The organism is Leisingera sp. SA32, from assembly GCF_056033425.1.
This window is the reverse complement of record NZ_JBVYHB010000018.1, coordinates 1-25,373: the sequence shown is the minus strand read 5'-3', so window position 1 is coordinate 25,373 and position 25,373 is coordinate 1. Positions and strand designations below refer to the sequence as shown.

Below are 25,373 nucleotides of genomic sequence, written 5' to 3'. Positions count from 1 at the left end.
ATGAAGATTGCTCGGCTACCGTCGCCGCATGACATATGAACTTTATATTGGCGACCGCATGTTTTCCAGCTGGTCCTTGCGCGGCTGGCTCATGCTCGAAAAATTCTCCCTGCCCCATACGATACATATGGTGGGGCTGTATTCTGGAACCATGGCGGATGACATGGCGCATCTGGCGCCCGCGCGGCTGGTGCCTGCCTTACGTACGCCCGAAGGTACGGTGGTGGGCGAAAGCCTGGCCATCGCCGAGACGTTGGCCGAGCGACACCCGGAGGCAAGCCTGTGGCCCGCGGATCCGGCACAGCGCGCCGTGGCGCGCTGGCTCTGCGCGGAAATGGCCGCGGGCTTTGGCGCGCTGCGCAACGCGTGCCCGATGCAGCTGGCCCATATTTACGAAGGGTTTGAAGTTTCCGAGGCCGTAGTGGCGGATCTGGAACGGGTCGAAACGCTGTTTGCCCACGCTCGCGCAGTCTCAGGCCTCGGCAGCGGCAATTTGTTCGGCGCGTATTCTCTGGCGGATGTCTTTTACACCCCGGTGGCCGCGCGAATTGTCGGCTACGGCCTGCCCGTCAGCGCCGAAACCCGCGCCTATTGTCGGCTGCTGTTGTCGGATCCTGCCGTGCAGCGATGGCAGCAGCAGGCGCATGAAATCACCTATGATCCGGAACCTTATGCGCGCGACCTGCCGCGCCACCCCTGGTCGCTGGACTGAAGCGCGCGCGCCTTCGGGAGCCACAAATTCTGCGTGAATTCGCCGCTCCGGCTGCTGCATGTTAACCTTTTGGAAACCACGACTGCCAAGCATCTTTCTCCATTCAACACGGGGCGGGGACAGATGACGACACGATCCTACACGGTTGCCTTCCAGGGGGTCGAGGCCCGGCTCGTCGAGGTGCAATGCGCCGTTGCGCCGGGCCTGCCGGCCTTTTCGGTGGTCGGATTGCCCGACAAGGCCGTCAGCGAAGCACGCGAGCGGGTGCGGGCAGCCTTCGCCGCCATGTCGATCGCCCTGCCCTCGCGTCGGATCACGGTAAACCTGTCGCCCGCTGACCTGCCCAAGGAAGGCAGCCACTTTGATCTGCCGATTGCGCTGGCGCTGCTGGCCGCGATCGGCATCATCCCGGCCGAGAAGGCGGAAGAAACCATTGCCTTGGGCGAGCTGTCGCTGGACGGGCAGCTGATGCCGGTGGTGGGTGCCCTGCCCGCCGCGGTGACAGCCGCCGAGCAACGGCGCCTGTTGCTGTGTCCCAAACCCTCTGGCGCGGAGGCGGCCTGGGTGGATGCGGCCCAGGTGATCGGCGCCGCCACATTGACCGAGGCGGTCCAGCATTTCACCGGCCAACGCCTGATCGAACCGGCCACACCGGGAGAAGCCACAAGCGCGCCGACAGCACGCGACCTGCGCGATGTGAAAGGGCAGGAACAGGCAAAAAGAGCGCTGGAGATCGCTGCGGCCGGACGTCATCATTTGCTGATGATCGGGCCGCCGGGCTCCGGCAAATCAATGCTGGCCGCACGGTTGCCATCCCTGCTGCCCCCGCTCACCCCAATGGAAGCGCTGGAGACCTCGATGATCCAGTCGCTCGCCGGGCTGATCGAAGACGGCGGCATCAGCCGCACGCGGCCCTTTCGCGAACCGCATCACACCGCCTCCATGGCGGCCATCGTTGGCGGTGGGCGGCGCGCCCAGCCCGGCGAGATCAGCCTGGCGCATAATGGCGTCTTGTTCCTGGACGAGCTGCCGGAGTTCACCCGCCCTGTGCTGGAGACCCTGCGCCAGCCGCTGGAAAGCGGCGAGGTGATGGTGGCCCGCGCCAATGCACACGTGAAATATCCCAGTCGCTTCATGCTGGTGGCGGCCGCCAACCCCTGCAAATGCGGCTATCTGGCCGATCCGGGGCGGGCCTGTTCCCGTGCGCCGATGTGCGGCGCAGATTACCTGGGGCGGATCTCCGGCCCGCTCCTGGACCGCTTTGATCTGCATCTGGACGTGCCGCCGGTGGACTTGGCCGATCTGGAGCTGCCGCCCAGCGCCGAAGGCTCTGCCGAGGTGGCGCAGCGCGTGGCCTGTGCACGTGAAATCCAGCAGGCGCGGTACAGCGATCATCCAGGCGTGCAGCAGAATGCCGATGCCGAGGGTCAGTTGCTGGAAGACGCCGCCGCCCCTGACGCCGACAGCCGCCAGCTGCTGACCCGCGCCGCGGAGCGTTTTGGCCTCAGCGCGCGGGGATATCACCGGGTGCTGCGGGTGGCGCGCACCATCGCGGACCTGGCCTGCGAAGCGCGCGTGCAGCGCCACCACTTCGCCGAGGCGCTGAGCTTTCGGCTGCCGTCGCCCCGCTGAACACCTTATAAGTCACCATCAAGAGCCGATGTGGCGAAGGGGGCGACCTCCGCGAGCGCGGCCTGCGCTTCGGGCAGGTGACCGGCCATAAACTGCCAGACATGCGGCAGATCTTTCCACTGGCTCAGCCTCACCACGCCTCCCGCCGCCTGCAACCGGGCGGCCATACGCTGTGCATCTGACAACAGCACCTCTGTGTCGGACACCTGGATCATCACCGGCGGAGGGTTGGGGAATTCGGCAAACAGCGGAGAGGCGCGCGGATCGGCGGGGTCGGCCCCGGCCAGGTACTTCTCCACGGCCTCCGGCATCCTGTCTGCGGGGATGATGACATCGCGGCGACGATTGCGGTGCAGGCTTTCGCCGGACAGCGTCATGTCACACCAGGGCGAGAAGGCAACCAGCCCGGCAGGGCGTTCGCCATGCGCAAGCAGACCGGACAGCAGCGCCAGCGCCAAGCCGCCGCCCGCACTGTCACCCGCCAGCATGATCTGGCCGGGTGCATAACCGGTCCGGCGCAGGTAGCGCCACGCCGCCAGTGCATCGTCATAGGCAGCCGGGAACGGGGCCTGTTGCAACAGCCGGTAGTCCGGCGCGGCTATCTCCAGGCTGGCGGCATGGGCCAGATGGGACAACAGCCCCTGATAGGCCCGGGCACTGCCTGCCAGATAGGCGCCGCCATGCAGGAACAGCATAATCTGGCCCCGACGCGGCCTGCCATGGCTGATCAGCGTCAGCGGCACCGGCGCCGGACGCGGCAGCATCCGCGTCAAGGGCAGCGCCGGATACAAGCGTGGCGCGGCATGCTCGAACAGCTGCCGGGCCAGCTCCGGGCTGCTGGTCCGCCGCAGCGCCAGCTTCATGCCGTGGCGCATCCATGCGTTGATGGCCCGGCGCTGCCAGCTCATCAGCTGAGCTTGGCTTCGATTGCCTGCCAGACCTTCTCGGCGATGTTCACCCCGTCAAATCGCTCCAGCTCCTGAATGCCGGTGGGCGAGGTCACGTTGATCTCTGTCAGGTAATGGCCAATCACGTCGATGCCGACAAACACCTGGCCCTTTTCGCGCAGCAGGGGGCCAATGGCGGCGCAGATTTCCAGATCGCGCTCGCTCAGCCCGATCTTCTCGGGCCGGCCACCGACGTGCATGTTGGAGCGGGTCTCTCCCGCCGCAGGCACCCGATTGATCGCGCCGACAGGGTCGCCGTCGACCAGGATCACCCGCTTGTCGCCATTGCTGACGTCGGGCAGGAATTTCTGAACGATCAGGGGCTCGCGGCTGAAGCCAGTGAACAGCTCGTGCAGTGAGGTAAGGTTGCGGTCATTTGCATCCAGCCGGAACACGCCGGCGCCACCATTGCCATAAAGCGGTTTCAGGATGACGTCACCGTGCTGTTCCTTGAACGCCTTGATGGTCTGCAGATCGCGGGCAATGGTCGTCGGCGGAGTCAGATCGGGGAAGTTCAACACCAGCAGCTTTTCCGGGTAATTGCGCACCCAGAACGGATCATTCACCACCAGCGCCTGCCCCTTCAGCATATCCAGCAGATGGGTGGAGGTGATGTAATGCATGTCGAACGGCGGATCCTGGCGCAGCCAGACCACGTCGAACTCTGCCAGATCCACCTCACGTTCCGCGCCCAGCACGGCCGGCGCGTCCGCCACCCGCTGCACGGTCATGTCGTGGCCGCGAGCGGTGATACGCCCCTCCTGATAGGCCAGCTGGTCGGGGGCGTAGTAAAACAGCTCATGGCCGCGCGCCTGGGCTTCCTCGGCCAGGCGAAAGCTGCTGTCGGCGTTGATGTCCACGCCCATGACCGGGTCCATCTGAAAGGCGATTTTCATTGGCAGTATCCCTTGTAAACTGGCCAGATACATGGCCCAGCGGGGCCGCATATTCAATGGGGCAGCTGGGCGTCATCCCAGCCCAAAGGCGTTTTCGATCACCTCAACCGCGCCGGTTGCGTTCACAAGTGCTGCATCGAAACGGACCGGCGTCAGCTGGCCCTGCGGCTGGGTCTCCAGATACTGCCCGGCGCTGGCATAGATCCGTTCGACCTGGCGCGGCGTGATCCGCAGGGCGGCGGCAGCGCTGGTGCGACTGTGCTTCACCTCGACGAAAACCAGCCCGTCCGGCCCCTGCAGGATCAGGTCGATCTCGCCGCCTGCCCCGCGCCAGCGGCGCTCTGCCACGCGATAGCCGCGGGTTTCATAGCGGCGCGCCACGATGTCCTCGGCCGCTCCGCCCGCATGGTGGGCGCGGGCGCCGCGGTGGTGTCGGGCACCCGCCATGGCTCAGCCTTCCTTGGCTTGCTGCAAGGCCAGCTGGTAGACTTTGCGCCGCGGCAGACCGTGCAGCTCCGCCACGATTGCGGCGGCGTCCTTGACCGAATTGTCCTGCAGCGCGGCCAAGAGATCACTGTGCAGGTCGCGCTCGCTGACTTCTGCCTCCTGGGCACGGTCGACCAGCAGCACGATCTCGCCCTTGACCGGGCGATCAGCCAGATCTGCGGCCAGCTCCGTCAGTGGAGCGCGGCGGACCTCCTCGAATTTTTTGGTCAGCTCGCGGCACAGCGCCGCCGGGCGGTTGCCCAGTACCACTGCCATGTCCGCCAGCGACGCGGCCACCCGTTTTGGCGATTCATAGAAGATCAGCGTGCCGGGGATCTCGCGCAGCGCCTCTAGCCGCCGCTTGCGCGCGGCCGTGGCATTGGGCAGGAACCCGGCAAAGAAGAACGCATCCGTCGGCAGGCCAGCAAGCGTCAGCGCGGTGGCGGCGGCAGAGGCGCCGGGCGCGCAGGTGACCGTATGGCCCGCTTCGGCCGCAGCCCGGCTCAGCTCGAATCCGGGGTCGGCGATGAGCGGCATCCCCGCCTCTGACGCATAGGCAACCGACTTTCCAGCGGCGACCTCCTCCAGCAATCGGGCGCGCGCGCCGCTGCCGCTGTGGTCGTGATAGGCAATGATCCGCCGCCCCGCCAACGGAACGCCGTGGATCTCCATCAGCTTGCGCAGGGAGCGGGTATCCTCCGCCGCCAGCACATCCGCAGAGGCCAGCACGTCCAGCGCCCGCAGCGTGATGTCGCGGGCCGTGCCGATTGGCGTGGCAACAAAGTACAGCCCGGGAGCCAATTTGACATTCAGATGATTCAACGCTGGACCCGCCTTTTTGGTCGTTTATGATCCGTCCTTAAATCCACACGGCGCCCCGGCGCCGGGAGAACGGAGTTTCAAGCCATTATGTTTGCTGTTTTCAAACGGGCCCGCAAGGCAACACTTGCTGCCGCCGCAGCCCTGTCCGCCCTGGCCCTGACCGCCTGCGATCCGATTGCTGTTGGCAGTGGCCCGACGATCAACACCTCCAAACCGGTTCCAGTGGCGCTGCTGGTACCGCGCGGGTCGGCCCAGCAGGGCGACAGCGTATTGGCGAAAAGCCTGGAGAACGCCGCGCGCATGGCGATTGCCGATCTGGACGGTGTCGAAATTGACCTGCGCGTCTATGACACGGCCGGCAACCCCGGAGTGGCCTCCGGCGCGGCACAGCAAGCGTTGCAGGACGGTGCCCGCATCATTCTCGGCCCGGTCTATGCAGAGGCGGCAAATGCCGCGGGGATCGCGGCGCGGCAGCGCGGCGTGAACGTGCTGGCCTTCTCCAACAACACGGCGATTGCCGGCGGCAACGTCTTTATCCTGGGGCCAACCTTCGACAACACCGCGCGCCGTCTGACCAGATTTGCCGCGCGCAACGGCAAGCGCAATATCCTGATCGTTGGCGGCAACGACGCGGCGGGCGTGGCTGGGCGCACGGCGATCCAGCAAGCTGCGGCAAGCAATGGTGCAACCGTCGTCGGCAGCGTCGGCTACGAGCTGTCGCAGAAGGGGGTCATCGACGCCATCCCCACCATCCGCAACGAGGCCGCAAGGGCCGATGCGGTGTTCCTGACATCCACCACCGCAGGGGCCCTGCCGCTGCTGGCGCAGCTGATGCCGGAGGCAGGTGTCGATCCTGCCAATACTCAATACATCGGTCTGACCCGCTGGGACATCCCGGCCCAGACGCTGACGCTGCCGGGCGTGCAGGGCGGCTGGTTCGCACTGCCGGACCAGGGCAAGGTTCAGCAATTCAGCGCCCGTTATCAGGCAGCATATGGTGGCGCACCGCACCCCATCGGCAGCCTCGCCTATGACGGCATCGCCGCCATCGGTGCGCTGGTCGCCGCAGGCAAATCCGACGCGCTGACCACCGCCGCCCTGACGCAGGGTGCCGGCTTCCAGGGCGCCGGCGGCATCTTCCGTCTGCGGCCCGACGGCACCAATGAGCGCGGCCTGGCGGTTGCCAGCATCCAAGAACAGAAGGTCGTCATCGTTGACCCAGCCCCAAGCAGCTTTGCCGGTGCCGGATTCTGATCCGGTCCCCGTCCCCCTGGTGCAGAGTGAAAGCGGCTTTCCCGCTCCGCGGGGGTCGCTGATCTGCGACCCCGCGGCGATCTTTGACGCCATCTCGGTGCGCGATGAAATCCGCGCACTGGCGGCCGACACCCCTGCGGCAGACCTGCGGATGGCCACCGTGCAGATTCTGCGCGCGGCCAACAAATCCGGCCGGGCCGCGATTGCAGAGGCCTTTGCCGCCGACCCATTTGCGGCCCGCGACCTCACACGCTCTTACACGTTTCTGACCGACGGGCTGGTGACCACCGCGATGTTTGTGGCCAGCAGCCTGCTGCACCCGCTGGCGAACCCGACCCGCGGAGAACGGATCGCCGTAATCGCCGTCGGCGGCTATGGCCGCGGGGAAATGGCGCCGGCCTCGGATGTCGACCTGCTGTTTCTGACACCCTACAAGATCACCGCCTGGGCCGAGAGCGTGATCGAGTCGATGCTCTATATCCTGTGGGATCTGCGGTTGAAGGTGGGGCATTCCAGCCGCACCATCAAGGACTGCCTGCGGCTGGGCAGCGAGGACTACACCATCCGCACAGCGATGCTGGAGAACCGCTTTCTGGCCGGTCATGCACCTTTGGCTGAGGAACTGGATGCGCGGCTGAAGACGGAACTGTTTTCCCGCGACACCCGCGAATTCGTCGAAGCAAAACTGGCGGAACGTGACGCGCGCCATCTGAAGCAGGGCCAGCGTTACATGGTGGAGCCCAACGTCAAGGAGGGCAAGGGCGGCCTGCGCGATTTGCAGTCCCTGTTCTGGATCGCAAAATACCTCTACCAGGTGCAGGACGCCGAGGATCTGGTGCCTCTGGGCCTGTTTCATCCCGAGGAAATGGAGCTGTTTGCCAAGGCCGCCAATTTTCTCTGGGCGGTGCGGGCACATCTGCATCTGGCCACCGGCCGGGCCACCGAACAGCTGACCTTTGACATGCAGGTGGAGGTCGCCGCGCGCATGGGCTACCGCGACAAGGCGGGGCGGCGCGGTGTGGAAATCTTCATGCAGGATTACTTCCGCCACGCCACGCGGGTGGGTGATCTGACCCGGATTTTCCTGTCCAAGCTGGAGGAAAGCCACCAAAAAAGCGAACCACTGCTGGAGCGGATCTTTCGCCGTCGGCGCCGGGTCAAGCCCGGCTACAAGGTCGTGCGCAACCGCCTGGACGTGGAAAACCCGGAGGAGTTCCTGGCCGACAAGGTGAACCTCTTGCGCCTGTTTGAGGAAGCCCTGCGCACCGGCATGCTGATCCACCCGGATGCAATGCGGCTGGTGACCGCCAATCTGCATCTGATTGACGACGACATGCGCAACAACAAGGAAGCACGGCGGATCTTTCTGGATTTGCTGCTGAAACACGGCAACCCCGAACGCGCCCTGCGGCGGATGAACGAATTGGGGGTGCTGTCGGCCTTTCTGCCCGAGTTCGAGCCGATCGTGGCGATGATGCAGTTCAATATGTATCACTCCTACACGGTGGACGAACACACCATCCAGGTGATCGCCAATTTCGCCGCCATTGAGCGCGGCGAGCTGGAGGAGGAGCTACCGCTGTCCTCCGAGGTGCTGCGCAAGGGGCTGAACCGCAAGGTCCTGATGGTGGCAATGCTGTTGCATGACATCGGCAAGGGCCGGGTCCAGGACCATTCGATCCTTGGCGCACAAATTGCCCGCAAGGTGGCGCCGCGGCTGGGGTTGAAGCCATCGGAATGCGAGACCGTGGAGTGGCTGGTGCGCTATCATCTGCTGATGTCGGACATGGCGCAGAAACGCGACATCGCCGACCCGCGCACGGTGCGCGATTTTGCCAAGGCGGTGCAGACGGTCAAGCGGCTGGACCTGCTGTTGCTGCTCACCGTGTGTGACATTCGCGGCGTCGGCCCGGACACCTGGAACAACTGGAAGGCGGCGCTGTTGCGCGCGCTTTACGGCCAGACCCGGGCTGCGCTAGAAGGCGGCATGGAGGCGCTGAACCGCGAGCACCGTGGCGCCGCCGCAAAGAGGGCGCTGCGCGCCGCACTGACGGATTGGTCCAAGGCGGACCTCAAGAAGGAAACCGCCCGACACTACCCGCCCTATTGGCACGGGCTGCACGTCACCGCACATGTGGATTTTGCCGAGATGCTGCGCGACTTTGTCCGCCGCGGCAGCCCGGACGAGGTGATGATCCGCCTTCATCCGGACGAGGACCGCGACGCCACCCGCGCCACCTTTGTGATGGAGGATCACCCCGGCATCTTTGCCCGCATCGCCGGTGCGCTGGCGTTGGTCGGGGCCAATGTGGTCGACGCGCGCTCCTACACCACCAAGGACGGCTACGTGACCGATGCCTTCTGGATCCAAGACGCCGAGGGCCACCCCTTTGATCCCAGCCGCCTGCACCGGCTGAAACAGATGATCGAAAAGACGCTGCGCGGAGAGGTCATCGCCGGAGAGGCACTGAAATCGCGCGACAAGATCAAGAAACGCGAGCGCGCCTTCAAGGTGCCGACCCATATCACCTTCGACAATGAAGGCTCGGAGATCTACACGATCATCGAGGTCGACACCCGCGACCGGCCCGGCCTGCTCTATGATCTGGCCCGCGCGCTGGCCTCGGCCAATGTCTATATCGCCAACGCGGTGATCGCGACCTATGGCGAACAGGTGGTGGATGCCTTCTATGTCAAGGATATGTTCGGCCTGAAGTACCACACGGAGGCCAAGCAGCGGATGCTGGAGAAAAAGCTGCGCGCGGCGATCTCTGAAGGGGCCAGACGGGCAGACACATGAAACCGATCAAACTGCTTTCGGGCTTCCTGACCGTCGGGTTCTGGACGCTGGCCAGCCGTGTGCTGGGCTTTGCGCGCGAGATCCTGATCGCCGCCTTCATCGGACCGGGTCCGGTGCTCGATGCCTTCATCGTCGCCTTCCGCCTGCCAAACCTGTTCCGCCGCTTCTTTGCTGAGGGTGCCTTCAACGCGGCCTTTGTGCCCGCTTTTGCAAAACGCTACGAGGCGGGCGAGGATGCCCGCGCCTTTGCGCAGGAGGCGTTCAATCTGCTGGCGGCGGCGGTGCTGACGCTGGTGGGGTTGGGCATGGTGTTCATGCCGGGCCTGGTCTGGCTGACTGCCGGGGGGTTCGTGGGCGATGCGCGATTCGACATGGCCGTGGGGTTTGGGCATATTGTCTTTCCCTACATTCTGTTCATGTCGCTGGCGGCGCTGTTTTCCGGCGTGTTGAACGCCACCGGCCGTTTCGCCGCCGCCGCCGCCGCGCCGGTGTTGCTGAACATTTTCACCTGCGCAGCCATGGCCGTGGCGGCCCTGCTGGGCGGCGAGGTCATCACCTGGCTGGTCTGGACCATCCCGGTGGCGGGTGTCGCGCAGCTGGCGCTGGTCTGGGCGGCAGCTGCACACGCGGGCATCACCCTGCGCCCCGGCCTGCCACGCTGGTCCCTACAAATGCGCCGCCTTACCGCAGTGGCCTTGCCCGCAGCGCTGGCCATGGGGGTTACGCAGATCAACCTGGTGGTCGGGCAATACGTGGCCTCCGATATCGAAAAGGCGGCCAGCTGGTTGTTCATTGCCGACCGGTTGTACCAGCTGCCGCTGGGGGTGGTGGGCATTGCGGTTGGCATCGTGCTGCTGCCTGCGCTGTCGCGTCGGCTGCGCGCAGGCGACAGCGCAGGCTCGCAAGAGGCGCTGTCGCGCGCGGCGGAATTCTCGCTGCTTCTGGCGGTGCCCTCCGCCGTGGCCTTCCTGACGGTGCCGCTGCCGCTGGTTTCCGTGCTGTATGAGCGCGGCGCCACCGGCCCTGAGGACGTGGCCGCCATCGCGCTGGCGGTTGCCGTCTATGGCGCAGGACTGCCGGCCTTTATGCTGCAAAAGGTCCTGCAACCGTTGTATTTCGCCCGCGAGGACACCCGCACGCCTTTCCATTACGCGCTCGTGGCGATGGTTGTGAACGCGGGGCTGGCCTTTGGTCTGAAGCCCATGCTGGGCTGGATCGCCCCCGCCGTCGCTGCATCTGCCGCGGGCTGGGCGATGGTTGCGCTGCTTGCGCTTGGCGCCCGTCGCATGGGTCCGGAGGCACAGCTCGACCACCGTTTCCGCCGCCGTGCCTGGCGTATCCTCGCCGCCTCGACCGTGATGGGCGGCGGGCTTTACGCCGCCGCCAGCTGGGGCAGCTGGCTGTTTCAACTGGACTACTGGCGCTATCTCGCGCTGCTGGGCCTGGTTCTACTGGGTGGCGGGCTTTATTTTGCGTCAGGCCAGCTGATCGGCGCCTTCCGCCTGTCGGAATTCCGCACCGCTCTCAGCCGCCGCAAACAGGCCTAGCACCGCCTCCCCCGCCAAACCGCGAGTCAAGGGCCGCGCCAGCGGCCGCGCTGCAAGCGCGGGTCACCCTTGAGGCGCGGTTTGGCGGGCAGACACTGGACACCGCGCCTTCAGGGCAGACCTGCCCCTGAAGCGCCTCTCAGCATTTCCCCCCTGCCGCGCGCCAGCGCGGCCCGGCCCAACGGCTGGAAGTGCCCCGCAAGGGGCTTTGCCAGCGGGCGGGAGAGCCGCCGCGCCGCCCAGACCTCATCTCAGTCGCGGCGCACCCGGTTACGAATGCGCGCCCAGCCGCCCGGTGCCAGGAAAAACGACAGGCCAAAGCCGGTGGCAAAGCCCGCAAGATCCGCCACCCAGTCCTTCTGCCCGCCGAACAGCAGCCCGAACAACAGCTGGATCCCCATCAGAAAGGCAATCAGCGTAAACGCCCGGCTCTGCTGTGCCCCGACCGACGCCAGCGAGCGCCACAGCAGGAAGGTGAACGCCCCGATCAGCCCGTAGACCGCGGGAAACCCGCCGATCAGCGGTGTTCCGGCCGGGATCAGCAGCGCATAGCCCAACGCACCGCCCGCCCCCGACAGCAAAAAGATCACCACCATCGCGAGGTCGCCCATGACCTCACCCACCATCTTGCCCATCGCCAGAACAAAGACGCAGACAAACAGCGCCTGGGTAAAGGCACCATGCACAAAGCCATAGGACACAAAGCGCAGCAGATGCTCCGGCAGCCAGCGTCCGCTGTCCTGCATCCACCAGAAAATCTCGGGCGCAAAGGCATAGGAGTTCAGTGCCTCCAGCCGCCAGCCGATTGCCTCCGGCCCGCCCAGGATGCCCCGCGCGCCCAGCGAGAACACCGCCTCTATACCCATGATGACAAGCACCAGCGCCACCACGGCAGCGGGCAGCGGATTGATCGGGGCGGTATTTTTCGGACTGCTCATCTGTGCTCCTGCGCGTGACGCGCCTGTTGACGTATCTTGGCCCCATGGGTAAGCCACCGGGGCTGCTATTTCCAGACGGGAGTTACGCCCATATGAGCGAAACCACTTTCACCCCGCGCGTGTTCTCGGGGATTCAACCCTCGGGCAACCTTCACCTCGGCAATTACCTGGGGGCGCTGAAACGTTTCGTTGACTGGCAGGCCAATGACGTGGAAACCGTCTATTGCATGGTCGACCTGCACGCGATCACCGTCTGGCAGGATCCCGCGGATCTGCGCCGCTCCACCCGCGAGCTTTGCGCCGGCTTCATCGCCGCGGGCCTTGATCCCGAAAAATCGATACTGATCAATCAAAGCCAGGTGCCCGAGCATGCGCAGCTGGCGTGGGTTTTCAACTGCGTTGCCCGCATGGGCTGGATGCAGCGCATGACCCAGTTCAAGGACAAGGCCGGTAAGAACGCCCAGAACGCCTCCCTGGGACTGCTGGCCTATCCGTCGCTGATGGCCGCCGATATCCTGGTTTACCACGCCACCCATGTGCCGGTCGGCGAGGACCAGAAGCAGCACCTGGAGCTGACCCGCGACATCGCCACCAAGTTCAACCATGACTATGGCGTCGATTTCTTCCCGATCACCGAACCGGTGATCGAAGGCGCCGCCACCCGCGTCATGAGCCTGCGCGACGGGTCCAAAAAAATGTCGAAATCGGATCCCTCCGACGCCAGCCGCATCAACATGACCGATGATGCCGACACCCTGGCCAAGAAGATCCGCAAGGCCAAGACCGACCCCGATGCCCTGCCCTCCGAGGCCAAGGGGCTGGAGGACCGCCCCGAGGCGCGCAACCTGGTCAACATCTATGCCGCGCTGAGCGATCAAAGCGTCGACCAGGTGCTGGCAGAGGTGGGCGGAAAGCAGTTCTCGGAATTCAAGCCGATGCTGGCGGAACTGGCCGTGGCGAAACTGGCACCGATTTCGACCGAAATGGCACGGCTGATGAACGAACAGGACGAAATTGACCGTATCCTGACCCGCGGTGCGGAGCGCGCCCGCGCGATCACCGCACCGATTTTGCGCAAGACTTACGATATTGTCGGCATGGTTCCACCCGCCAAGGTTTAAAAACACGTCCGCATTCTTGCTGCATTTTTCAATACCCGCGCCCTGCAAAGGCGCGGGTATTTCACTCAGGCCCTTGAACTGAATAGAGATTTCAAACAAGGCTTGCCGCATTTCTGAACAGAAAGATGATCTCCGCGACCTCTCAAACGACGCCGCACGCACAGGTTGTTAAAATGGCGAAATTTTAACAACCTGGAAACCGTTGACGCGCATGCTTTATCCGACCCGGCCGATCACATGGCCGCCGTTGGTACTGTATCTTGTGACCCATTTCTCATGCGGAGCACGGCAATGTTCTTTAGACGAAAGACACGAAGCACAACCCAGAAGCTGAATGAAGCCAAGGCGGTACTGGACGCCCTTGACCGCACCCAGGCTGTCATTGAATTTGAACCGGACGGCACCATTTTGCAGGCCAATTCAAATTTCCTCAGCACTTTGGGGTATGACTTGCAAGAAATTGTCGGCAGGCACCATTCCATGTTTGTCGAAAAGGCCTACGCGGCCTCCGCCGAATACAGTCAATTCTGGTCAAGCCTGGCCAGAGGCGAACATTTTACCGGCATGTTTCAACGGCTGGCCAAGGATCACAGCACGGTCTGGATCCAGGCCACCTACGCCCCCGTGCTGGGCCATGACGGCAGCGTCCGCAAGGTGGTTAAATATGCCACCGACGTCACCGACGCCGCAGAACGCAAACAGGTGGTCGAAGATATTACTGATGGCCTGCGCCAGCTGAGCGCCGGAAATCTTGGCTGCCAGGTGCCTGTCTCCGAGGTTGACGAGCTGAGCGAGCTGGGCCTGGCATTCAACTCCGCGCTGCGGCAGCTGAACGACACGGTGGGCACCGTCAAGGCGGTGGCGGCAACCGTGGCCAGCACCTCGGATGAGCTGAACCAATCCTCGGTAGAGTTTTCCCGCCGCACCGAAACCCAGGCCGCGACATTGGAAGAAACCGCCGCCGCGATCGAGGAGCTGACCTCAACTGTCAAAGCCGCCGCAGAGGGGGCCAGACAGGTCGAGGCCATCGTGACATCCGCGCGCAAGACCGCCCAGGACAGCAGCGAGGTCGTCTCGGACGCGATCCGGGCCATGGACCAGATCGAGAGCTCCTCGGACAAGATTTCGACCATTATCTCGGTGATCGACGACATCGCGTTTCAGACCAACCTGCTGGCGCTGAACGCCGGGGTCGAAGCGGCCCGCGCGGGCGAGGCGGGCCGGGGTTTCGCGGTTGTGGCTTCGGAGGTGCGCGCACTGGCGCAGCGGTCTTCGGACGCGGCAGGCGAGATCAAGCAGCTGATTACTGAAAGCTCCGCGCAGGTGGCGGATGGCGTCAAACTGGTTGGCCGCACCGGCAATGAGCTGAAGGCGATCGTCGAAAGCGTTTCAACCATTTCCGACCACATCGTCGACATTGCCCGCGGGGCAAACGAACAGTCTGTCACGCTGGATGAAATCAACGGCGGCGTGGGCGAGTTGGATGGCGTCACCCAGCACAACGCAGCCATGGTCGAGGAATCCACTGCGGCCAGTCAGCGGCTGGCCAGCGACGCCCGCGCCCTGGCGCAACAGGTCGCCAGCTTCCAGACCACCACCGATGGCGCGGTGGCACCACAGGCGCACACCCCGCCTGCTGCCACGGTTACGGAACCGCCAAAGCCCCTGATGACCGGTACCGGAGGTTGGCAGGATTTCTAACAACAGCGCCGGGGATGTCCGGGCCGCAGCCGCCGATCACCGCTGCGGCCCCTGGCCCTTCGGGTCAGAGACCTCGGATGCCCTTCAGGATCAGGTCTGCGGCCAGATTGGCGTAGTCTGATCTGGCCGCTGGTCCGGCACCGGAATTCCACATGTAATACCAGTTCAACATGCCAAAGACCGACATCGTCGTGCCGCGCAGCCGCGCCGCATCACCGTCAAATACATCGGGGGCGACCGCCGCGATCGCCTCGCTGACAAACTGCACCAGCTCACGCTGATAGCCACGCAACAAATTTTGCTGCTCCTCGGCCAGCGCCCCCATGGCACCGATCTGCACCTGATGCTCGTGATCGGCGCCCTGATAGGCCCGCATGATTTCGTGGATGATGCCCCGCAGGCGCTCCTCTGGCGTATAGCCGTCCAGGTCAGCCGTGCAGACCCTGTCGCGCAGATTGCGCAAATAGGTCTCCAGAACCGCAAACAGCACCGCGTCCTTGCTGTCGTAGTAGTGGTAGATATTCGCCTTGGAAATCCCGCACTCTCGCGCCAGCTGGGTCATAGACGCGCGGTCATAGCCTGACACCGCGAACACCTTGGCGGCGGATTTCAGGATCTGGGCGCGTTTGTGGTCATGGTCTTTTGCGATTGTGCGGGCCAAGGATCTGCTTTCTGTGCTTCAGGACGAGGTGCGATTGTCGATCACGCGCTTGGCCTTGCCCTGGCTGCGCTCCACCGACCCGGGATCGCCGACGGCGACCTCGCAGGAAACGCCAACCATATCCTTGATGCGCTTGGTCAGCATCCGCGCTGCGGCGGTGCGGCTCAGCTCATCGGCGGCGTCAGGGTTGGCTTCGACGAACACCCGCATCGCGTCCATGCGGCCCGATTTGAACAATTCGATCTGGTAATAGGGCGCAAGTCCGCCGGTGGCCAGCAACTGCTCCTCGATCTGGCTGGGGAACACGTTGACGCCGCGCAGGATGATCATGTCGTCGCTGCGGCCGGTGATCTTTTCCATCCGCCGCATGCTGCGCGCCGTACCCGGCAGCAGGCGTGTCAGGTCGCGGGTGCGGTAGCGCACCATCGGCAGACCTTCCTTGGTCAGCGTGGTGAACACCAGCTCGCCCAGCTCACCGTCCGGCAACACCTCGCCGCTCTCCGGATCGATGATCTCCGGCAGGAAGTGGTCTTCCCAGATCACCGGGCCGTCTTTGGTTTCGACGCATTCGTTCGCCACGCCCGGCCCCATGATCTCTGACAGGCCATAGATGTCGACCGCGTGCATATCGAAGGCCTCCTCGACCTCGCGGCGCATCGCATCGGTCCAGGGCTCTGCTCCGAAGATCCCGACCTTCAGCGAACTGGCGCGCGGGTCCAGGCCGACCTTGTGGAACTGCTCCAGGATGTTCAGCATGTAGGAGGGCGTCACCATGATGCCATCGGGCTGAAAATCTGTGATTAGCCCGACCTGCTTTTCGGTCTGACCACCCGACATCGGCACCACGGTCGCGCCCAGCCGTTCGATGCCGTAATGCGCGCCCAGGCCGCCGGTGAACAGCCCGTAGCCATAGGCATTGTGCACCATATCGCCCTTGCGCAGACCCGCGGCCCGCAGGGAGCGCGCCACCAGATCCGCCCAGTTCGAGATGTCATTTGCGGTATAGCCCACCACCGTCGGCTTCCCCGTGGTACCCGAGGACGCGTGCAACCGTATGATTTGCTCGCGCGGGACGGCAAACAGGCCAAAGGGATAGTTGTCGCGCAGGTCGTTCTTGTAGGTGAACGGAAACTTGGCGAGATCCGCCAGCTCTTGCAGATCGTCGGGGTGAACGCCCGCATCGTCAAACCGCTGCTTGTACATCGGCACGTTGTCATAGGCATGGCGCAGTGACCATCTCAGTCGCGTCAGCTGCAAACTGCGGATCTTATCAATCGAGGCGATCTCGATCGGGTCCAGTTCACCCTTTTTGGGGCTCAGATCTTCCATGGCGTCCTCCACACCTTATTCTTCGAACAGCTGGCCGTTGATCGCGCGGGAAAAGCCCCGAAATTCGGCGATCTTCCGGCCGTCCTGATTGGTCACTGTCACATCATAAATGCCGCTGCGCCCGGTCAGGGACACTTCGCGCGCCTGCGCGGTCAGCCGGTCGCCCAGGCGCCCCGGCGCGGTATAGCTGATCACGTTGTGCTGGGCCACGGTGGCCTGATTGCGGCTGTTGCAGGCAAAGGCAAAGGCGCTGTCGGCCAGCATGAATGTTATTCCGCCGTGGCAGATGCCGTGCCCGTTGCAGTGATGCTGCGCCACCGTCAGCGCCAGCGTCGCCTCGCCCTCGTCGACGTGGGTGATCTCCATCCCCGCCCATTTCGAGGCATGGTCATCGGCCCACATGGCAGCAGCGGATTTCTCGGCGCGCTCTGTCGGTGTCATGGTCATTCGCCCCTGAACCGAGGTGCCCGCTTCTCAAGAAAGCTGGCGACGCCTTCCGCATGGTCCGCGCTTTCACCGCAGGTTTTCATCGCGTCGGCCTCGATCTCCAGCTGGTCGGACAGGGTGTTGACCGCCGCCGCCTGGATGCACTGTTTGGTCAGGCCCAGGCCCAGCGTCGGACCGTTGGCGAATTTTTCGGCCATGGCGCGGGCCTCGGGCATCAGTTGCTCATCCGCCAGCGCCTTCCAGATTAAGCCCCAGTCTTCGGCCTTCTTGGCCGGCAGCGGCTCCGCCGTCAGCGCCAACCCCTTGGCCCGCGCCTCGCCCAGCAGGCGGGGCAGATGCCAGCTGCCGCCGGTGTCGGGGATCAGGCCAACCTTGGAAAACGACTGAATGAACTTGGCGCTGTTCGCGGCCAGAACCACATCACAGGCCAGCGCCAGATTGGCCCCGGCCCCGGCCGCCACGCCGTTCACCGCACAGATCACAGGAAACTCCAGCTCGCGGATCAGCCGCACCAGCGGGGCATAGAACCTGCGCACGGTCTGGCTCAGATCCGGCGGGCCGTCCATCTTGGAGGGATCACGGTCGCCCAGATCCTGCCCGGCACAAAAACCGCGCCCGGCCCCTGTCAACAGCACCGCACGAGCCCCCCCGTCTCGGGCCGCTTCCAATGCGGCGCGCAGGGCGGTGTGCATCTCCTCATTGAAACTGTTCAATCGATCCGGGCGGTTCAGGGTGATCTCCACCCAGGTGCCGTGATCCTCAACCAGAATTGTATCGCGCATCGCTTCTTTACCCTGCTGCAAAGGCCCGTTTGACAAATTCCTTGCATAAACCGACCGGACGGTCAATATATTCTCGCATCAGTTTCCAGCCCGCCGGCGGCGCCGGCCCTGAGCATGAGGACAGCCTTTCATGAGCCTTCAAGAGATTTCCAGTTTTGCCGCCGGGCAATGGGTTGCACCGGGTGCCGGTGCCCGCAACATCGCCAGCGCCATCACCGGTGAGGTCATCGCCAGTGCCGGCAATGACGCGCTCGATGTGCAGGCGATGCTTGACTATGCCCGCACCATCGGCGGTGCCAACCTGCGCAAGATGACCTTCCACGACCGCGCCCGGATGCTGAAGGCGCTGGCCGGCCATCTGAACCAGCACAAGCAGGCGCTGTATGATCTGTCGTTTGACACCGGCGCCACACAGTCCGACCACCTGATCGACATCGACGGCGGCATCGGCACGATGTTCGTCTTTGCCTCAAAGGGGCGGCGTGAAATGCCGGACGCGCATGTCTATCTGGATGGCGACGTCGAGCAGCTGAGCCGCAACGGCACCTTCCTGGGCCAGCACATCTGCACCCCGCTGCGCGGTGTGGCCGTGCACATCAACGCCTTCAACTTCCCGGTCTGGGGCATGCTCGAAAAGCTGGCCCCAACGCTGCTGGCAGGCGTCCCCGCGATCGTGAAACCCGCCACCAACAGCTGTTACGTAACCGAGCTGGCGGTGAGACTGATGCTCGACAGCGGCCTTCTCCCGGAAGGCGCGCTCCAGCTGGTTTCCGGCGGACTAGGCGACATGCTGGACCATATGACCATGCAGGACGTGGTCAGCTTCACCGGTTCGGCGCAGACCGCGCTGAAGCTGCGCGCCAACCCGGTGATCTTGGAGAACTCGGTGCGCTTCGTGGCCGAGCAGGACAGCCTCAACGCCTCGATCCTTGGCCCGGATGCACAGCCGGGCACGCCGGAATTCGACCTGTTCGTCAAGGAGGTCAGCCGCGAGATGACCACCAAGGCGGGCCAGAAGTGCACCGCCATCCGCCGCATCATCGCGCCTGAGGCACAGGTAGACGCGGTGATCGAGGCGCTGTCGGCCCGACTGGCCAAGACCACCATCGGCGATCCGCGCCTGGACAGCGCCCGCATGGGCGCGCTGGTCTCAAACGGGCAGAAACGGGACGTGCTGGAAAAGGCCGCGATCATCGGCCAGGAGGCAGAGCGCGTTTTCGGCGACCCGGACAACTTCACCGTCGAAGGGGCCGACGCCGCCAAGGGGGCTTTCGTGCCACCAATGCTGTTCCACTGTGCCGCGCCGGACAAGGCCAGCCGCGTGCATGACACCGAGGCGTTTGGCCCTGTCTCCACCATCATGGGCTACCGCGACCTTGACCACGCCATTGATCTGGCCAACCGGGGCCAGGGCTCGCTGGTGGCCTCCGTCATCACGCACGATCCCGCCGTCGCACGCGACGTCGCCCTTGGTGCCGGCGCCTATCACGGGCGGCTGTATTTCAACAACCGCGACTCGATGAAGGAATCGACCGGCCACGGCTCTCCCTTGCCGCATATGGTGCATGGCGGTCCCGGACGTGCCGGCGGCGGCGAGGAGATGGGCGGCGTGCGCGGTGTGAAACACTATATGCAACGCACCGCGATCCAGGGGTCGCCCGATGTCCTGTCGGCGATCGGCGACAAATGGGTGCCCGGCAGCACCGAGATCACAGGCTCGGCGCACCCCTTTACCCGCAAGTTCGGCGAGCTGGCGCTTGGCGAGACCCTGCACACCGCGCCCCGCACCGTGACGCTGGAGGATATCGAGACCTTTGCCCATTTCACCGGCGACACCTTCTACGCCCACATGGACGATGATGCCGCCAAGCGAAACCCGTTCTTCCCGGGCCGTGTCGCGCATGGCTATCTGCTGCTATCCTTTGCCGCGGGCATGTTCGTGCAGCCGGACGAAGGCCCGGTTCTGGCCAACACCGGCCTTGACAACCTGCGTTTCATGAAACCCATCTCGGCAGGCGACAGCATCAAGGTTCGCCTGAGCGTCAAGAAAAAGACGCCGCGCAATGATGCCTACGGCGAGGTGCGCTGGCATGTGACTCTGACCAATCAGGACGGTGAGATCGCCGCCGAATACGAGCTGCTGACCATGAACGCCTACTGAGGTCGCAAACCGCCCGGACTGGTCTAACCCGTCCGGGCGATCTATGTTGAAACATATGAGCGACAGCAATGACATCTGGTTCGAAACCGCGGTCCAGCAGCTGAACGACCCGCAGAACCAGCGGGTCTGGTCGGTGATCGTTTCCCTGTTCGGGGATCTGGCCCAAGACAAGGGCGCACAGATCAGCGGCAGCGCCCTAACCCGCATCATTACCCCGATGGGGATTAAGCCCGAAGCCATCCGCGTTGCCTTGCACCGGCTGCGCAAGGACGGTTGGATCGAAAGCGCCCGCGCGGGCCGTGCCTCTATCCATTACCTCACCGAATATGGCCGCAACCAGTCCGCGGCAGTCACGCCCCGGATCTATGATCGCACCGTGTCAGCGCCGCAGGACTGGCACCTGCTTATCTGCGAAGACGGCGCCAGCCCGGACATCCTGGACGAGGTGCTGCTGTTGCCCAACTACGTGCCGGTCAACCGCAGCACAGCGCTGGGACATGGTCCGATGCCGCGCAATCTGGACGGGGTCATGGCGGCGGAGGTCCATTCGATCGCGGTGCCGCACTGGCTGAAGGCGCGTCTCTATCCCGACCATCTTCGCGACGCCTGTGCGACGCTGCACGACGACCTGTCGCAGCTACCGGTGCCGCCCGCCGGCCTACGCCCGGACCAGCTTGGCACCCTTCGCACGCTGATTGTGCACCGATGGCGCCGTGTAGTTCTGCGTCATCCCGACCTGCCGCCGAGCTTTCACCCATCGGACTGGACCGGCGAGCCCTGCCGCGACCTTGTGTTCCGGTTCCTGGATCACCTTCCCCGCCCCGCGCTGACGGCGCTGGATCCGGGTGTCGGCTGAGCTGGCACGCCTCTCCCGTCACTCCCGCCCGCCGCCGCAGCAGGCTTTCCGCGCCTCTCTGTTGCAGATGCAAAAAAACCCACCCGGTTTTGGATTTTATCTCTTTTTCCGCTTGACCCGCCCCCCGCCTTTCCGTACATCGCCTCCACACAGCGAGCGGCGGAGTAGCTCAGTTGGTTAGAGCAGCGGAATCATAATCCGCGTGTCGGGGGTTCAAGTCCCTCCTCCGCTACCACCCTTCCCTTAAAGCGTTGTTATTGCTCGAAAGCCTTACTATCAAAGGGCTTTTCATTGAGCAGTGGTACACAACGGTGGTACACATTGGGCATGATAGACATGCCTAAGCAGCAGTATCTCAGCAAAGATAACAAGGGCTGGAAGCTCCGCCGGAGGGTCCCAGAGAAGCTACGAGACGTGATTGGCAAGACCCAATGGGTCGAGCGCCTTGCCGGGGTTAGCCATCGCGAAGCATGTGAGCGAGCAAAGACATTCGGCGTCCGCACAGACGCGGAAATCAAACGCTACGAAGGCCAGCTTTCGCACACACGCGTCAGTTCTGCCTCTTTAAAGCAAAATGAACCCGGGTTCACTTTGGAGCTGACCGATCACGAGATCGACCAGATCGCCATCGCATACTTCCATGAGCTTGAGAAAGGCGTGCAAAGCAGCGGCGGCTATCGCAAAGGCATGACCAGCGACAACCGACGCGAAGTGCTGATCGAACTCACAGAGGAGTACGAAGAAGCTGACGCCATACACGTGGGCGACCAAAGCAGAGACTTCAGATACCCCGACCGCGCAATTGAAACAGCCTTTCACCACGAGGCTCTCCAACAGCTTATCAAGTACCAGTTCCTCGAACGAGAGGACTATGAAGAAGCTTTCCAACGGCAGCGTGGCACCACCACCAAAGAGTACCGGCGCTTAAAAGTCAGTGCGGAACTCAAAGCCAGCCTTGGCTTTCAGAAGTTGTCCGACAGGCTGGCGGAGGCCAATCTCGAAATGGCGCGCCGCAAATTGGAAGCCGTCCAAGAAGGCCGACACCCCACACTACATAACCCAGCCTTCACCCCTGCGCTCACGCCCGGAGCAACAATCAAACCGCATAAGGAAATCCGGGTTGACCAGCTCGTGACCAGCTACCTTGAGCGGCGAAAGCAGGAGGTTGGCAAGTCACGCTATGAACAGTTGCTAACCGCATGCCGCGCACTCAAAGAAGAAGTGGGCAGCAAATTCCCAATTTCCCAAATCACACGGGAGCAATGCCAAGGCATCGCCGACCTCTTCGTGACGATCCCTCCCTATGCGAGACGCCACTACCGAAACCTCAGCCTGCGCAAGGCGGCTGAGGCACATGCACGCAAGACAGGGGCACCTGCGCAGCGCCACAGTGAAGCCGATAAGAACCTAACAGTGCTCCGGGAAATATTCGAACTCGCCATCGACAAGGAGTGGCTCGCCAGCAACCCCGCCCAGCGCGTCAAGGTGGTGAAACCCGCTCGCGTGAAAAGCTACGCAGAACATGAAGAAGGCTATGAGCCGTTCTCTATCGAAGAGCTTCAGGTGATCTTTCGCCAGCCCCTTTATATAGGTTGCAAGGATGACGGGAACGGCATCAACACACCCGGCGACAATCACCCACGCAGAAGCCGCTTCTGGGTTCCCCTCATCTCAGCATTCTCTGGTTTGCGCATGCAGGAAGCCCTGCAGCTTGAGCGCGCAGACATTCAGGAGGCCGATGGCATTCACTTCTTCAGCGTGAACGATAAGACTGTCGGGAATGACTATCAGGACGGCGAGTATGCAAAGCGCCTCAAAACGCAAAACTCTTTGCGCAAGGTCCCCATCCACCCCGAGCTGATCAAGATCGGCTTCCTTGAGTTCGTTGCCGCGTCTGATCGTGAGTGGCTGTTTCCAGACATGCCCTGCATGGGAGCGTCCAAGATGTCCGATCAGTTCTCCAAGAGGTTCCGCACGTTCTTAAAGCCGACTGGCATTTCCGTCCCCCGTCGCAAGGTCTTCCACAGCTTTCGCAACGCCTTCAACGATGCTCTCCGCCGGGCAGATGTCGGCATAGAGTACCGCGAGCAAATTATGGGCTGGGTGGACCATAAGAAAGTGGATACCAAGTATGGCCATGGTCACTTGGTGTCACGACTTCATGATGAGCTATGCCGAACCACCTACGAAGGGCTGGATTTGAGCCACTTGCACGCTCAGAGCACTAGGTAATCAATTTTGTTCGAAGCTGCATACTCTCTTCCCTATTAAACAAAATAACCTAACCAAGCGAACAAAATGAAAGCCACAACAATCCAATTCGTCCATGACTGCGAAAATCTCACCGCCACTGAGCTAAAAGTGAAATACCTATCCGAGTATAATGCTTGGGCGAACATGAAGAAGAAGCTGAAGAAGCAGGGTGTCGCGGTGCACCCAGACTTCGATAAGTTTGCAGACTTCCTATACGCTGTAGGATCGAAGCCCTACCCCAGCGCATCGCTTGATCGGATCAATAATGAAGATCCAGAATATGCGCCCGGAAAAGTGCGTTGGGCCAGCAAAACCACACAGACCCGCAACCGATCAAACACCGTGAAAATAGAACATGAAGGCAAGGAATATACGGCTGCTGAGATAGCAGAGAGTTACAATATTCCGATTTCGACCGTCAGAGCCAGAATAAAGGCGGGGCGGTCTTTTGATGAAGTTACACATGGGAAGACCCGCAAACACTCTAGAAAAAATTCGAAGAGGAAAGCGCGGCATTACCCTGTAGTGATCCAGGAGGAGCGTTGGCCCTGGCTTGGGCCGAAGTCTTCCTTGGAGTGGGAAGAGGACTATTGCGAAGATCAGCCTTCGGCTTCGCGCTTCGAGTACTTCGAAAACACCGTTCGCCCAGAACTCGATGAGCTAGAAAGGAAAATTGACCTCCTACGGTCACCATCCATCGCGAATGAAGCAGGTTCTCTGACTGACGAAGAATTTGACGATCTGGTCGAGCATTTTCCCAATGTCACTCTCGCCAGCCTTTCATTCCGGCACCTAAAAGTGGAACGCCCCCACTGAAGTGGTCCACCTTTTGGGATAGAATTATCCCGTTTTCAGGAGGACGACGAGATGGCCGGCAAGCGAGAGAAGCCCGAAGATATCGTGCTGAAGCTGCGACAAGTTGAAGTGCTGCAAGGGCAAGGCAAATCAGTTCAGGAGGCCGTGCGGCAGATCGGAGTGACGGTTCAGACCTACTATCGATGGCGCAAGGAGTATGGCGGCATGAGCCGCGATCAGCTCAAGCGGCTGAAAGAGCTGGAAGCTGAGAATACCCGGCTCAGACGAGCCGTGTCGGATCTGACACTGGACAAGATGATCCTGGCCGAGGCCGCACGGGGAAACTTCTAAGCCCTTCCCGCCGCAGGCAGTGCATCAACCATGTGCAGCAAACCCTCAGCGTATCGGAGCGCAGGGTTTGCCGCACATTAGGTCAGCATCGCTCTACGCAGCGCAAGGTGCCCTGTGGTCTACCGGACGAAGCCCGGCTGACCGAGGACATCACCGCGTTGGCCGAAGAGTTTGGCCGCTATGGATATCGCATGATCACTGGGCTGCTGAACAACAGCGGCTGGCATGTAAATCACAAGCGCGTTGAACGGATCTGGCGGCAGGAGGGGCTTAAAGTCCCGCAAAAGCAACCCAAGAAAGGCCGACTTTGGCTGAATGATGGTTCCTGCGTCCGGCTGCGGCCGGAGCGCCCGAACCATGTCTGGTCCTATGACTTTGTTCAGGACCGAACCCACGACGGGCGGATCTTCCGCACGCTGAATATCATCGATGAGTTCACGAAGGAGGCGCTGGTGATCCGGGTCAAACGCAGGCTCAATTCAACGGATGTGGTCGACGCATTGACGGATTTGTTCATCCTACGCGGCCCGCCGGAATACATAAGGTCGGATAATGGTGCAGAATTTATTGCCAAGAAGGTGCGTGCCTGGATCGATGCCGTCGGTGCGAAAGCCGCATTCATCACCCCCGGCTCACCATGGGAGAACGGCTACTGCGAGAGCTTCAATGCCCGTTTCCGGGATGAGCTGCTCAACGGCGAGGTCTTCACCACGTTACGCGAGGCCCAGATCCTGATCGAACGCTGGCGGCGTCACTACAATACGGTCAGGCCCCACAGCGCCTTAGGATACCGGCCGCCAGCGCCCAAGAGCATTGTCCCGATAGACCAAAGGCCGACTATGCACTAACATTCAAACTGGACCACCCGATGGGGGCACACCA

Annotated in this window: 21 protein-coding genes and 1 tRNA gene; 13 read left to right on the top strand and 9 right to left on the bottom strand. The window is 62.9% G+C overall.

Going from position 1 to position 25,373, the window contains the following annotated elements; translation table 11 throughout:
- Positions 1 to 28: 28 nt before the first annotated feature.
- Together AC0IPL_RS19105 and AC0IPL_RS19100 are read left to right on the top strand one after the other, a co-directional pair.
- On the top strand, positions 29 to 712 hold the full coding sequence (locus AC0IPL_RS19105; protein WP_474276673.1) for a glutathione S-transferase: 684 nt from the start codon (positions 29 to 31) through the stop codon (positions 710 to 712).
- 123 nt (positions 713 to 835) lie between these two features.
- The gene (locus AC0IPL_RS19100) at positions 836 to 2,344 is read left to right on the top strand and encodes a YifB family Mg chelatase-like AAA ATPase (protein WP_474276671.1); all 1,509 of its coding nucleotides are present in this window, start codon (positions 836 to 838) and stop codon (positions 2,342 to 2,344) included.
- A 5-nt stretch (positions 2,345 to 2,349) separates the two neighbouring features.
- On the opposite strand, the gene AC0IPL_RS19095 is transcribed toward AC0IPL_RS19100, so the two are convergent.
- From AC0IPL_RS19095 to rsmI, 4 genes are all read right to left on the bottom strand, one after another.
- Positions 2,350 to 3,252, bottom strand: coding sequence for an alpha/beta hydrolase fold domain-containing protein (locus AC0IPL_RS19095; protein WP_474276669.1), 903 nt, complete (start codon positions 3,250 to 3,252; stop codon positions 2,350 to 2,352).
- Positions 3,252 to 4,187 carry a glutathione synthase gene (gene gshB, locus AC0IPL_RS19090; RefSeq protein WP_474276667.1) on the bottom strand — a complete coding sequence of 312 codons (936 nt, stop codon included), beginning with the start codon at positions 4,185 to 4,187 and terminating at the stop codon, positions 3,252 to 3,254. The genes AC0IPL_RS19095 and gshB overlap by 1 nt, the downstream gene beginning before the upstream one ends.
- 72 nt (positions 4,188 to 4,259) lie before the next feature.
- Entirely contained in the window at positions 4,260 to 4,634 is a 375-nt protein-coding gene (locus AC0IPL_RS19085) for a YraN family protein (RefSeq protein WP_474276665.1), read from the bottom strand.
- 3 nt (positions 4,635 to 4,637) lie between these two features.
- Entirely contained in the window at positions 4,638 to 5,495 is an 858-nt protein-coding gene (gene rsmI / locus AC0IPL_RS19080; protein WP_474276663.1) for a 16S rRNA (cytidine(1402)-2'-O)-methyltransferase, read from the bottom strand.
- An 87-nt stretch (positions 5,496 to 5,582) separates the two neighbouring features.
- Here rsmI and AC0IPL_RS19075 point away from each other — a divergent pair, with 87 nt between their 5' ends.
- Genes AC0IPL_RS19075 through murJ form a run of 3 tightly spaced genes read left to right on the top strand, consistent with a single transcriptional unit; the run spans position 5,583 to position 11,096 of the window.
- Complete coding sequence (locus AC0IPL_RS19075) at positions 5,583 to 6,749, top strand: penicillin-binding protein activator (RefSeq protein ID WP_474276661.1); 1,167 nt, start codon at positions 5,583 to 5,585, stop codon at positions 6,747 to 6,749.
- Complete coding sequence (locus tag AC0IPL_RS19070) at positions 6,709 to 9,549, top strand: [protein-PII] uridylyltransferase (RefSeq protein ID WP_474276659.1); 2,841 nt, start codon at positions 6,709 to 6,711, stop codon at positions 9,547 to 9,549. The genes AC0IPL_RS19075 and AC0IPL_RS19070 overlap by 41 nt, the downstream gene beginning before the upstream one ends.
- Complete coding sequence (gene murJ, locus AC0IPL_RS19065; RefSeq protein ID WP_474276657.1) at positions 9,546 to 11,096, top strand: murein biosynthesis integral membrane protein MurJ; 1,551 nt, start codon at positions 9,546 to 9,548, stop codon at positions 11,094 to 11,096. The genes AC0IPL_RS19070 and murJ overlap by 4 nt, the downstream gene beginning before the upstream one ends.
- Before the next feature lie 251 nt (positions 11,097 to 11,347).
- Here murJ and AC0IPL_RS19060 read toward each other — a convergent pair whose 3' ends face one another.
- Positions 11,348 to 12,034: a rhomboid family intramembrane serine protease gene (locus AC0IPL_RS19060; protein ID WP_474276655.1), complete on the bottom strand. Its 687-nt coding sequence runs from the start codon at positions 12,032 to 12,034 to the stop codon at positions 11,348 to 11,350.
- A gap of 92 nt (positions 12,035 to 12,126) precedes the next feature.
- On the opposite strand from AC0IPL_RS19060, the gene trpS reads away from it, so the two are divergent.
- Together trpS and AC0IPL_RS19050 are read left to right on the top strand one after the other, a co-directional pair.
- A complete protein-coding gene (gene trpS / locus AC0IPL_RS19055; RefSeq protein ID WP_474276653.1) occupies positions 12,127 to 13,155 on the top strand; it encodes a tryptophan--tRNA ligase in 1,029 nt (342 codons plus the stop codon).
- 291 nt (positions 13,156 to 13,446) lie between these two features.
- A complete protein-coding gene (locus AC0IPL_RS19050; protein ID WP_474276650.1) occupies positions 13,447 to 14,856 on the top strand; it encodes a methyl-accepting chemotaxis protein in 1,410 nt (469 codons plus the stop codon).
- A gap of 64 nt (positions 14,857 to 14,920) precedes the next feature.
- Here the strand turns inward: AC0IPL_RS19050 and AC0IPL_RS19045 are convergent, their stop codons facing one another.
- From AC0IPL_RS19045 to paaG, 4 genes are read right to left on the bottom strand one after another with little or no spacing between them, the layout of a single operon-like run.
- Positions 14,921 to 15,517, bottom strand: coding sequence for a TetR/AcrR family transcriptional regulator (locus AC0IPL_RS19045; RefSeq protein ID WP_474276648.1), 597 nt, complete (start codon positions 15,515 to 15,517; stop codon positions 14,921 to 14,923).
- An 18-nt stretch (positions 15,518 to 15,535) separates the two neighbouring features.
- The gene (paaK, locus tag AC0IPL_RS19040) at positions 15,536 to 16,846 is read right to left on the bottom strand and encodes a phenylacetate--CoA ligase PaaK (protein ID WP_474276646.1); all 1,311 of its coding nucleotides are present in this window, start codon (positions 16,844 to 16,846) and stop codon (positions 15,536 to 15,538) included.
- A 15-nt stretch (positions 16,847 to 16,861) separates the two neighbouring features.
- On the bottom strand, positions 16,862 to 17,287 hold the full coding sequence (gene paaI, locus AC0IPL_RS19035; protein WP_474276644.1) for a hydroxyphenylacetyl-CoA thioesterase PaaI: 426 nt from the start codon (positions 17,285 to 17,287) through the stop codon (positions 16,862 to 16,864).
- 2 nt (positions 17,288 to 17,289) lie between these two features.
- Entirely contained in the window at positions 17,290 to 18,075 is a 786-nt protein-coding gene (gene paaG, locus AC0IPL_RS19030) for a 2-(1,2-epoxy-1,2-dihydrophenyl)acetyl-CoA isomerase PaaG (RefSeq protein WP_474276642.1), read from the bottom strand.
- Positions 18,076 to 18,205: 130 nt separating this feature from the next.
- Here paaG and paaZ point away from each other — a divergent pair, with 130 nt between their 5' ends.
- The 6 genes from paaZ to AC0IPL_RS19000 all read left to right on the top strand — a co-directional run bounded on the left by paaZ (position 18,206) and on the right by AC0IPL_RS19000 (position 25,339).
- Positions 18,206 to 20,236: a phenylacetic acid degradation bifunctional protein PaaZ gene (gene paaZ / locus AC0IPL_RS19025; protein WP_474276640.1), complete on the top strand. Its 2,031-nt coding sequence runs from the start codon at positions 18,206 to 18,208 to the stop codon at positions 20,234 to 20,236.
- 55 nt (positions 20,237 to 20,291) lie between these two features.
- Complete coding sequence (locus tag AC0IPL_RS19020) at positions 20,292 to 21,092, top strand: PaaX family transcriptional regulator C-terminal domain-containing protein (protein ID WP_474276638.1); 801 nt, start codon at positions 20,292 to 20,294, stop codon at positions 21,090 to 21,092.
- 158 nt (positions 21,093 to 21,250) lie between these two features.
- Positions 21,251 to 21,327, top strand: a tRNA-Met gene (locus AC0IPL_RS19015).
- Between the two features lie 101 nt (positions 21,328 to 21,428).
- The gene (locus tag AC0IPL_RS19010; RefSeq protein ID WP_474276636.1) at positions 21,429 to 23,324 is read left to right on the top strand and encodes a site-specific integrase; all 1,896 of its coding nucleotides are present in this window, start codon (positions 21,429 to 21,431) and stop codon (positions 23,322 to 23,324) included.
- Between the two features lie 66 nt (positions 23,325 to 23,390).
- Entirely contained in the window at positions 23,391 to 24,161 is a 771-nt protein-coding gene (locus AC0IPL_RS19005) for an RNA polymerase sigma factor sigma-70 region 4 domain-containing protein (protein ID WP_474276633.1), read from the top strand.
- 51 nt (positions 24,162 to 24,212) lie between these two features.
- A protein-coding gene (locus tag AC0IPL_RS19000; RefSeq protein WP_474275345.1) for an IS3 family transposase occupies positions 24,213 to 25,339 on the top strand; the annotation gives its coding sequence in 2 pieces (ribosomal slippage) (positions 24,213 to 24,477 and positions 24,477 to 25,339; 1,128 coding nt in all).
- The last annotated feature ends 34 nt before the right edge of the window (positions 25,340 to 25,373 follow it).

Coding starts and splice junctions, on each gene's coding strand:
- AC0IPL_RS19105 (WP_474276673.1), top strand. CDS start 29: ATGACATATGAACTTTATATTGGCGACCGCATGTTTTCCAGCTGGTCC.
- AC0IPL_RS19100 (WP_474276671.1), top strand. CDS start 836: ATGACGACACGATCCTACACGGTTGCCTTCCAGGGGGTCGAGGCCCGG.
- AC0IPL_RS19095 (WP_474276669.1), bottom strand. CDS start 3,252: ATGAGCTGGCAGCGCCGGGCCATCAACGCATGGATGCGCCACGGCATG.
- gshB (WP_474276667.1), bottom strand. CDS start 4,187: ATGAAAATCGCCTTTCAGATGGACCCGGTCATGGGCGTGGACATCAAC.
- AC0IPL_RS19085 (WP_474276665.1), bottom strand. CDS start 4,634: ATGGCGGGTGCCCGACACCACCGCGGCGCCCGCGCCCACCATGCGGGC.
- AC0IPL_RS19075 (WP_474276661.1), top strand. CDS start 5,583: ATGTTTGCTGTTTTCAAACGGGCCCGCAAGGCAACACTTGCTGCCGCC.
- murJ (WP_474276657.1), top strand. CDS start 9,546: ATGAAACCGATCAAACTGCTTTCGGGCTTCCTGACCGTCGGGTTCTGG.
- AC0IPL_RS19060 (WP_474276655.1), bottom strand. CDS start 12,034: ATGAGCAGTCCGAAAAATACCGCCCCGATCAATCCGCTGCCCGCTGCC.
- trpS (WP_474276653.1), top strand. CDS start 12,127: ATGAGCGAAACCACTTTCACCCCGCGCGTGTTCTCGGGGATTCAACCC.
- AC0IPL_RS19050 (WP_474276650.1), top strand. CDS start 13,447: ATGTTCTTTAGACGAAAGACACGAAGCACAACCCAGAAGCTGAATGAA.
- paaK (WP_474276646.1), bottom strand. CDS start 16,846: ATGGAAGATCTGAGCCCCAAAAAGGGTGAACTGGACCCGATCGAGATC.
- paaI (WP_474276644.1), bottom strand. CDS start 17,287: ATGACACCGACAGAGCGCGCCGAGAAATCCGCTGCTGCCATGTGGGCC.
- paaG (WP_474276642.1), bottom strand. CDS start 18,075: ATGCGCGATACAATTCTGGTTGAGGATCACGGCACCTGGGTGGAGATC.
- paaZ (WP_474276640.1), top strand. CDS start 18,206: ATGAGCCTTCAAGAGATTTCCAGTTTTGCCGCCGGGCAATGGGTTGCA.
- AC0IPL_RS19020 (WP_474276638.1), top strand. CDS start 20,292: ATGAGCGACAGCAATGACATCTGGTTCGAAACCGCGGTCCAGCAGCTG.
- AC0IPL_RS19010 (WP_474276636.1), top strand. CDS start 21,429: ATGCCTAAGCAGCAGTATCTCAGCAAAGATAACAAGGGCTGGAAGCTC.
- AC0IPL_RS19005 (WP_474276633.1), top strand. CDS start 23,391: ATGAAAGCCACAACAATCCAATTCGTCCATGACTGCGAAAATCTCACC.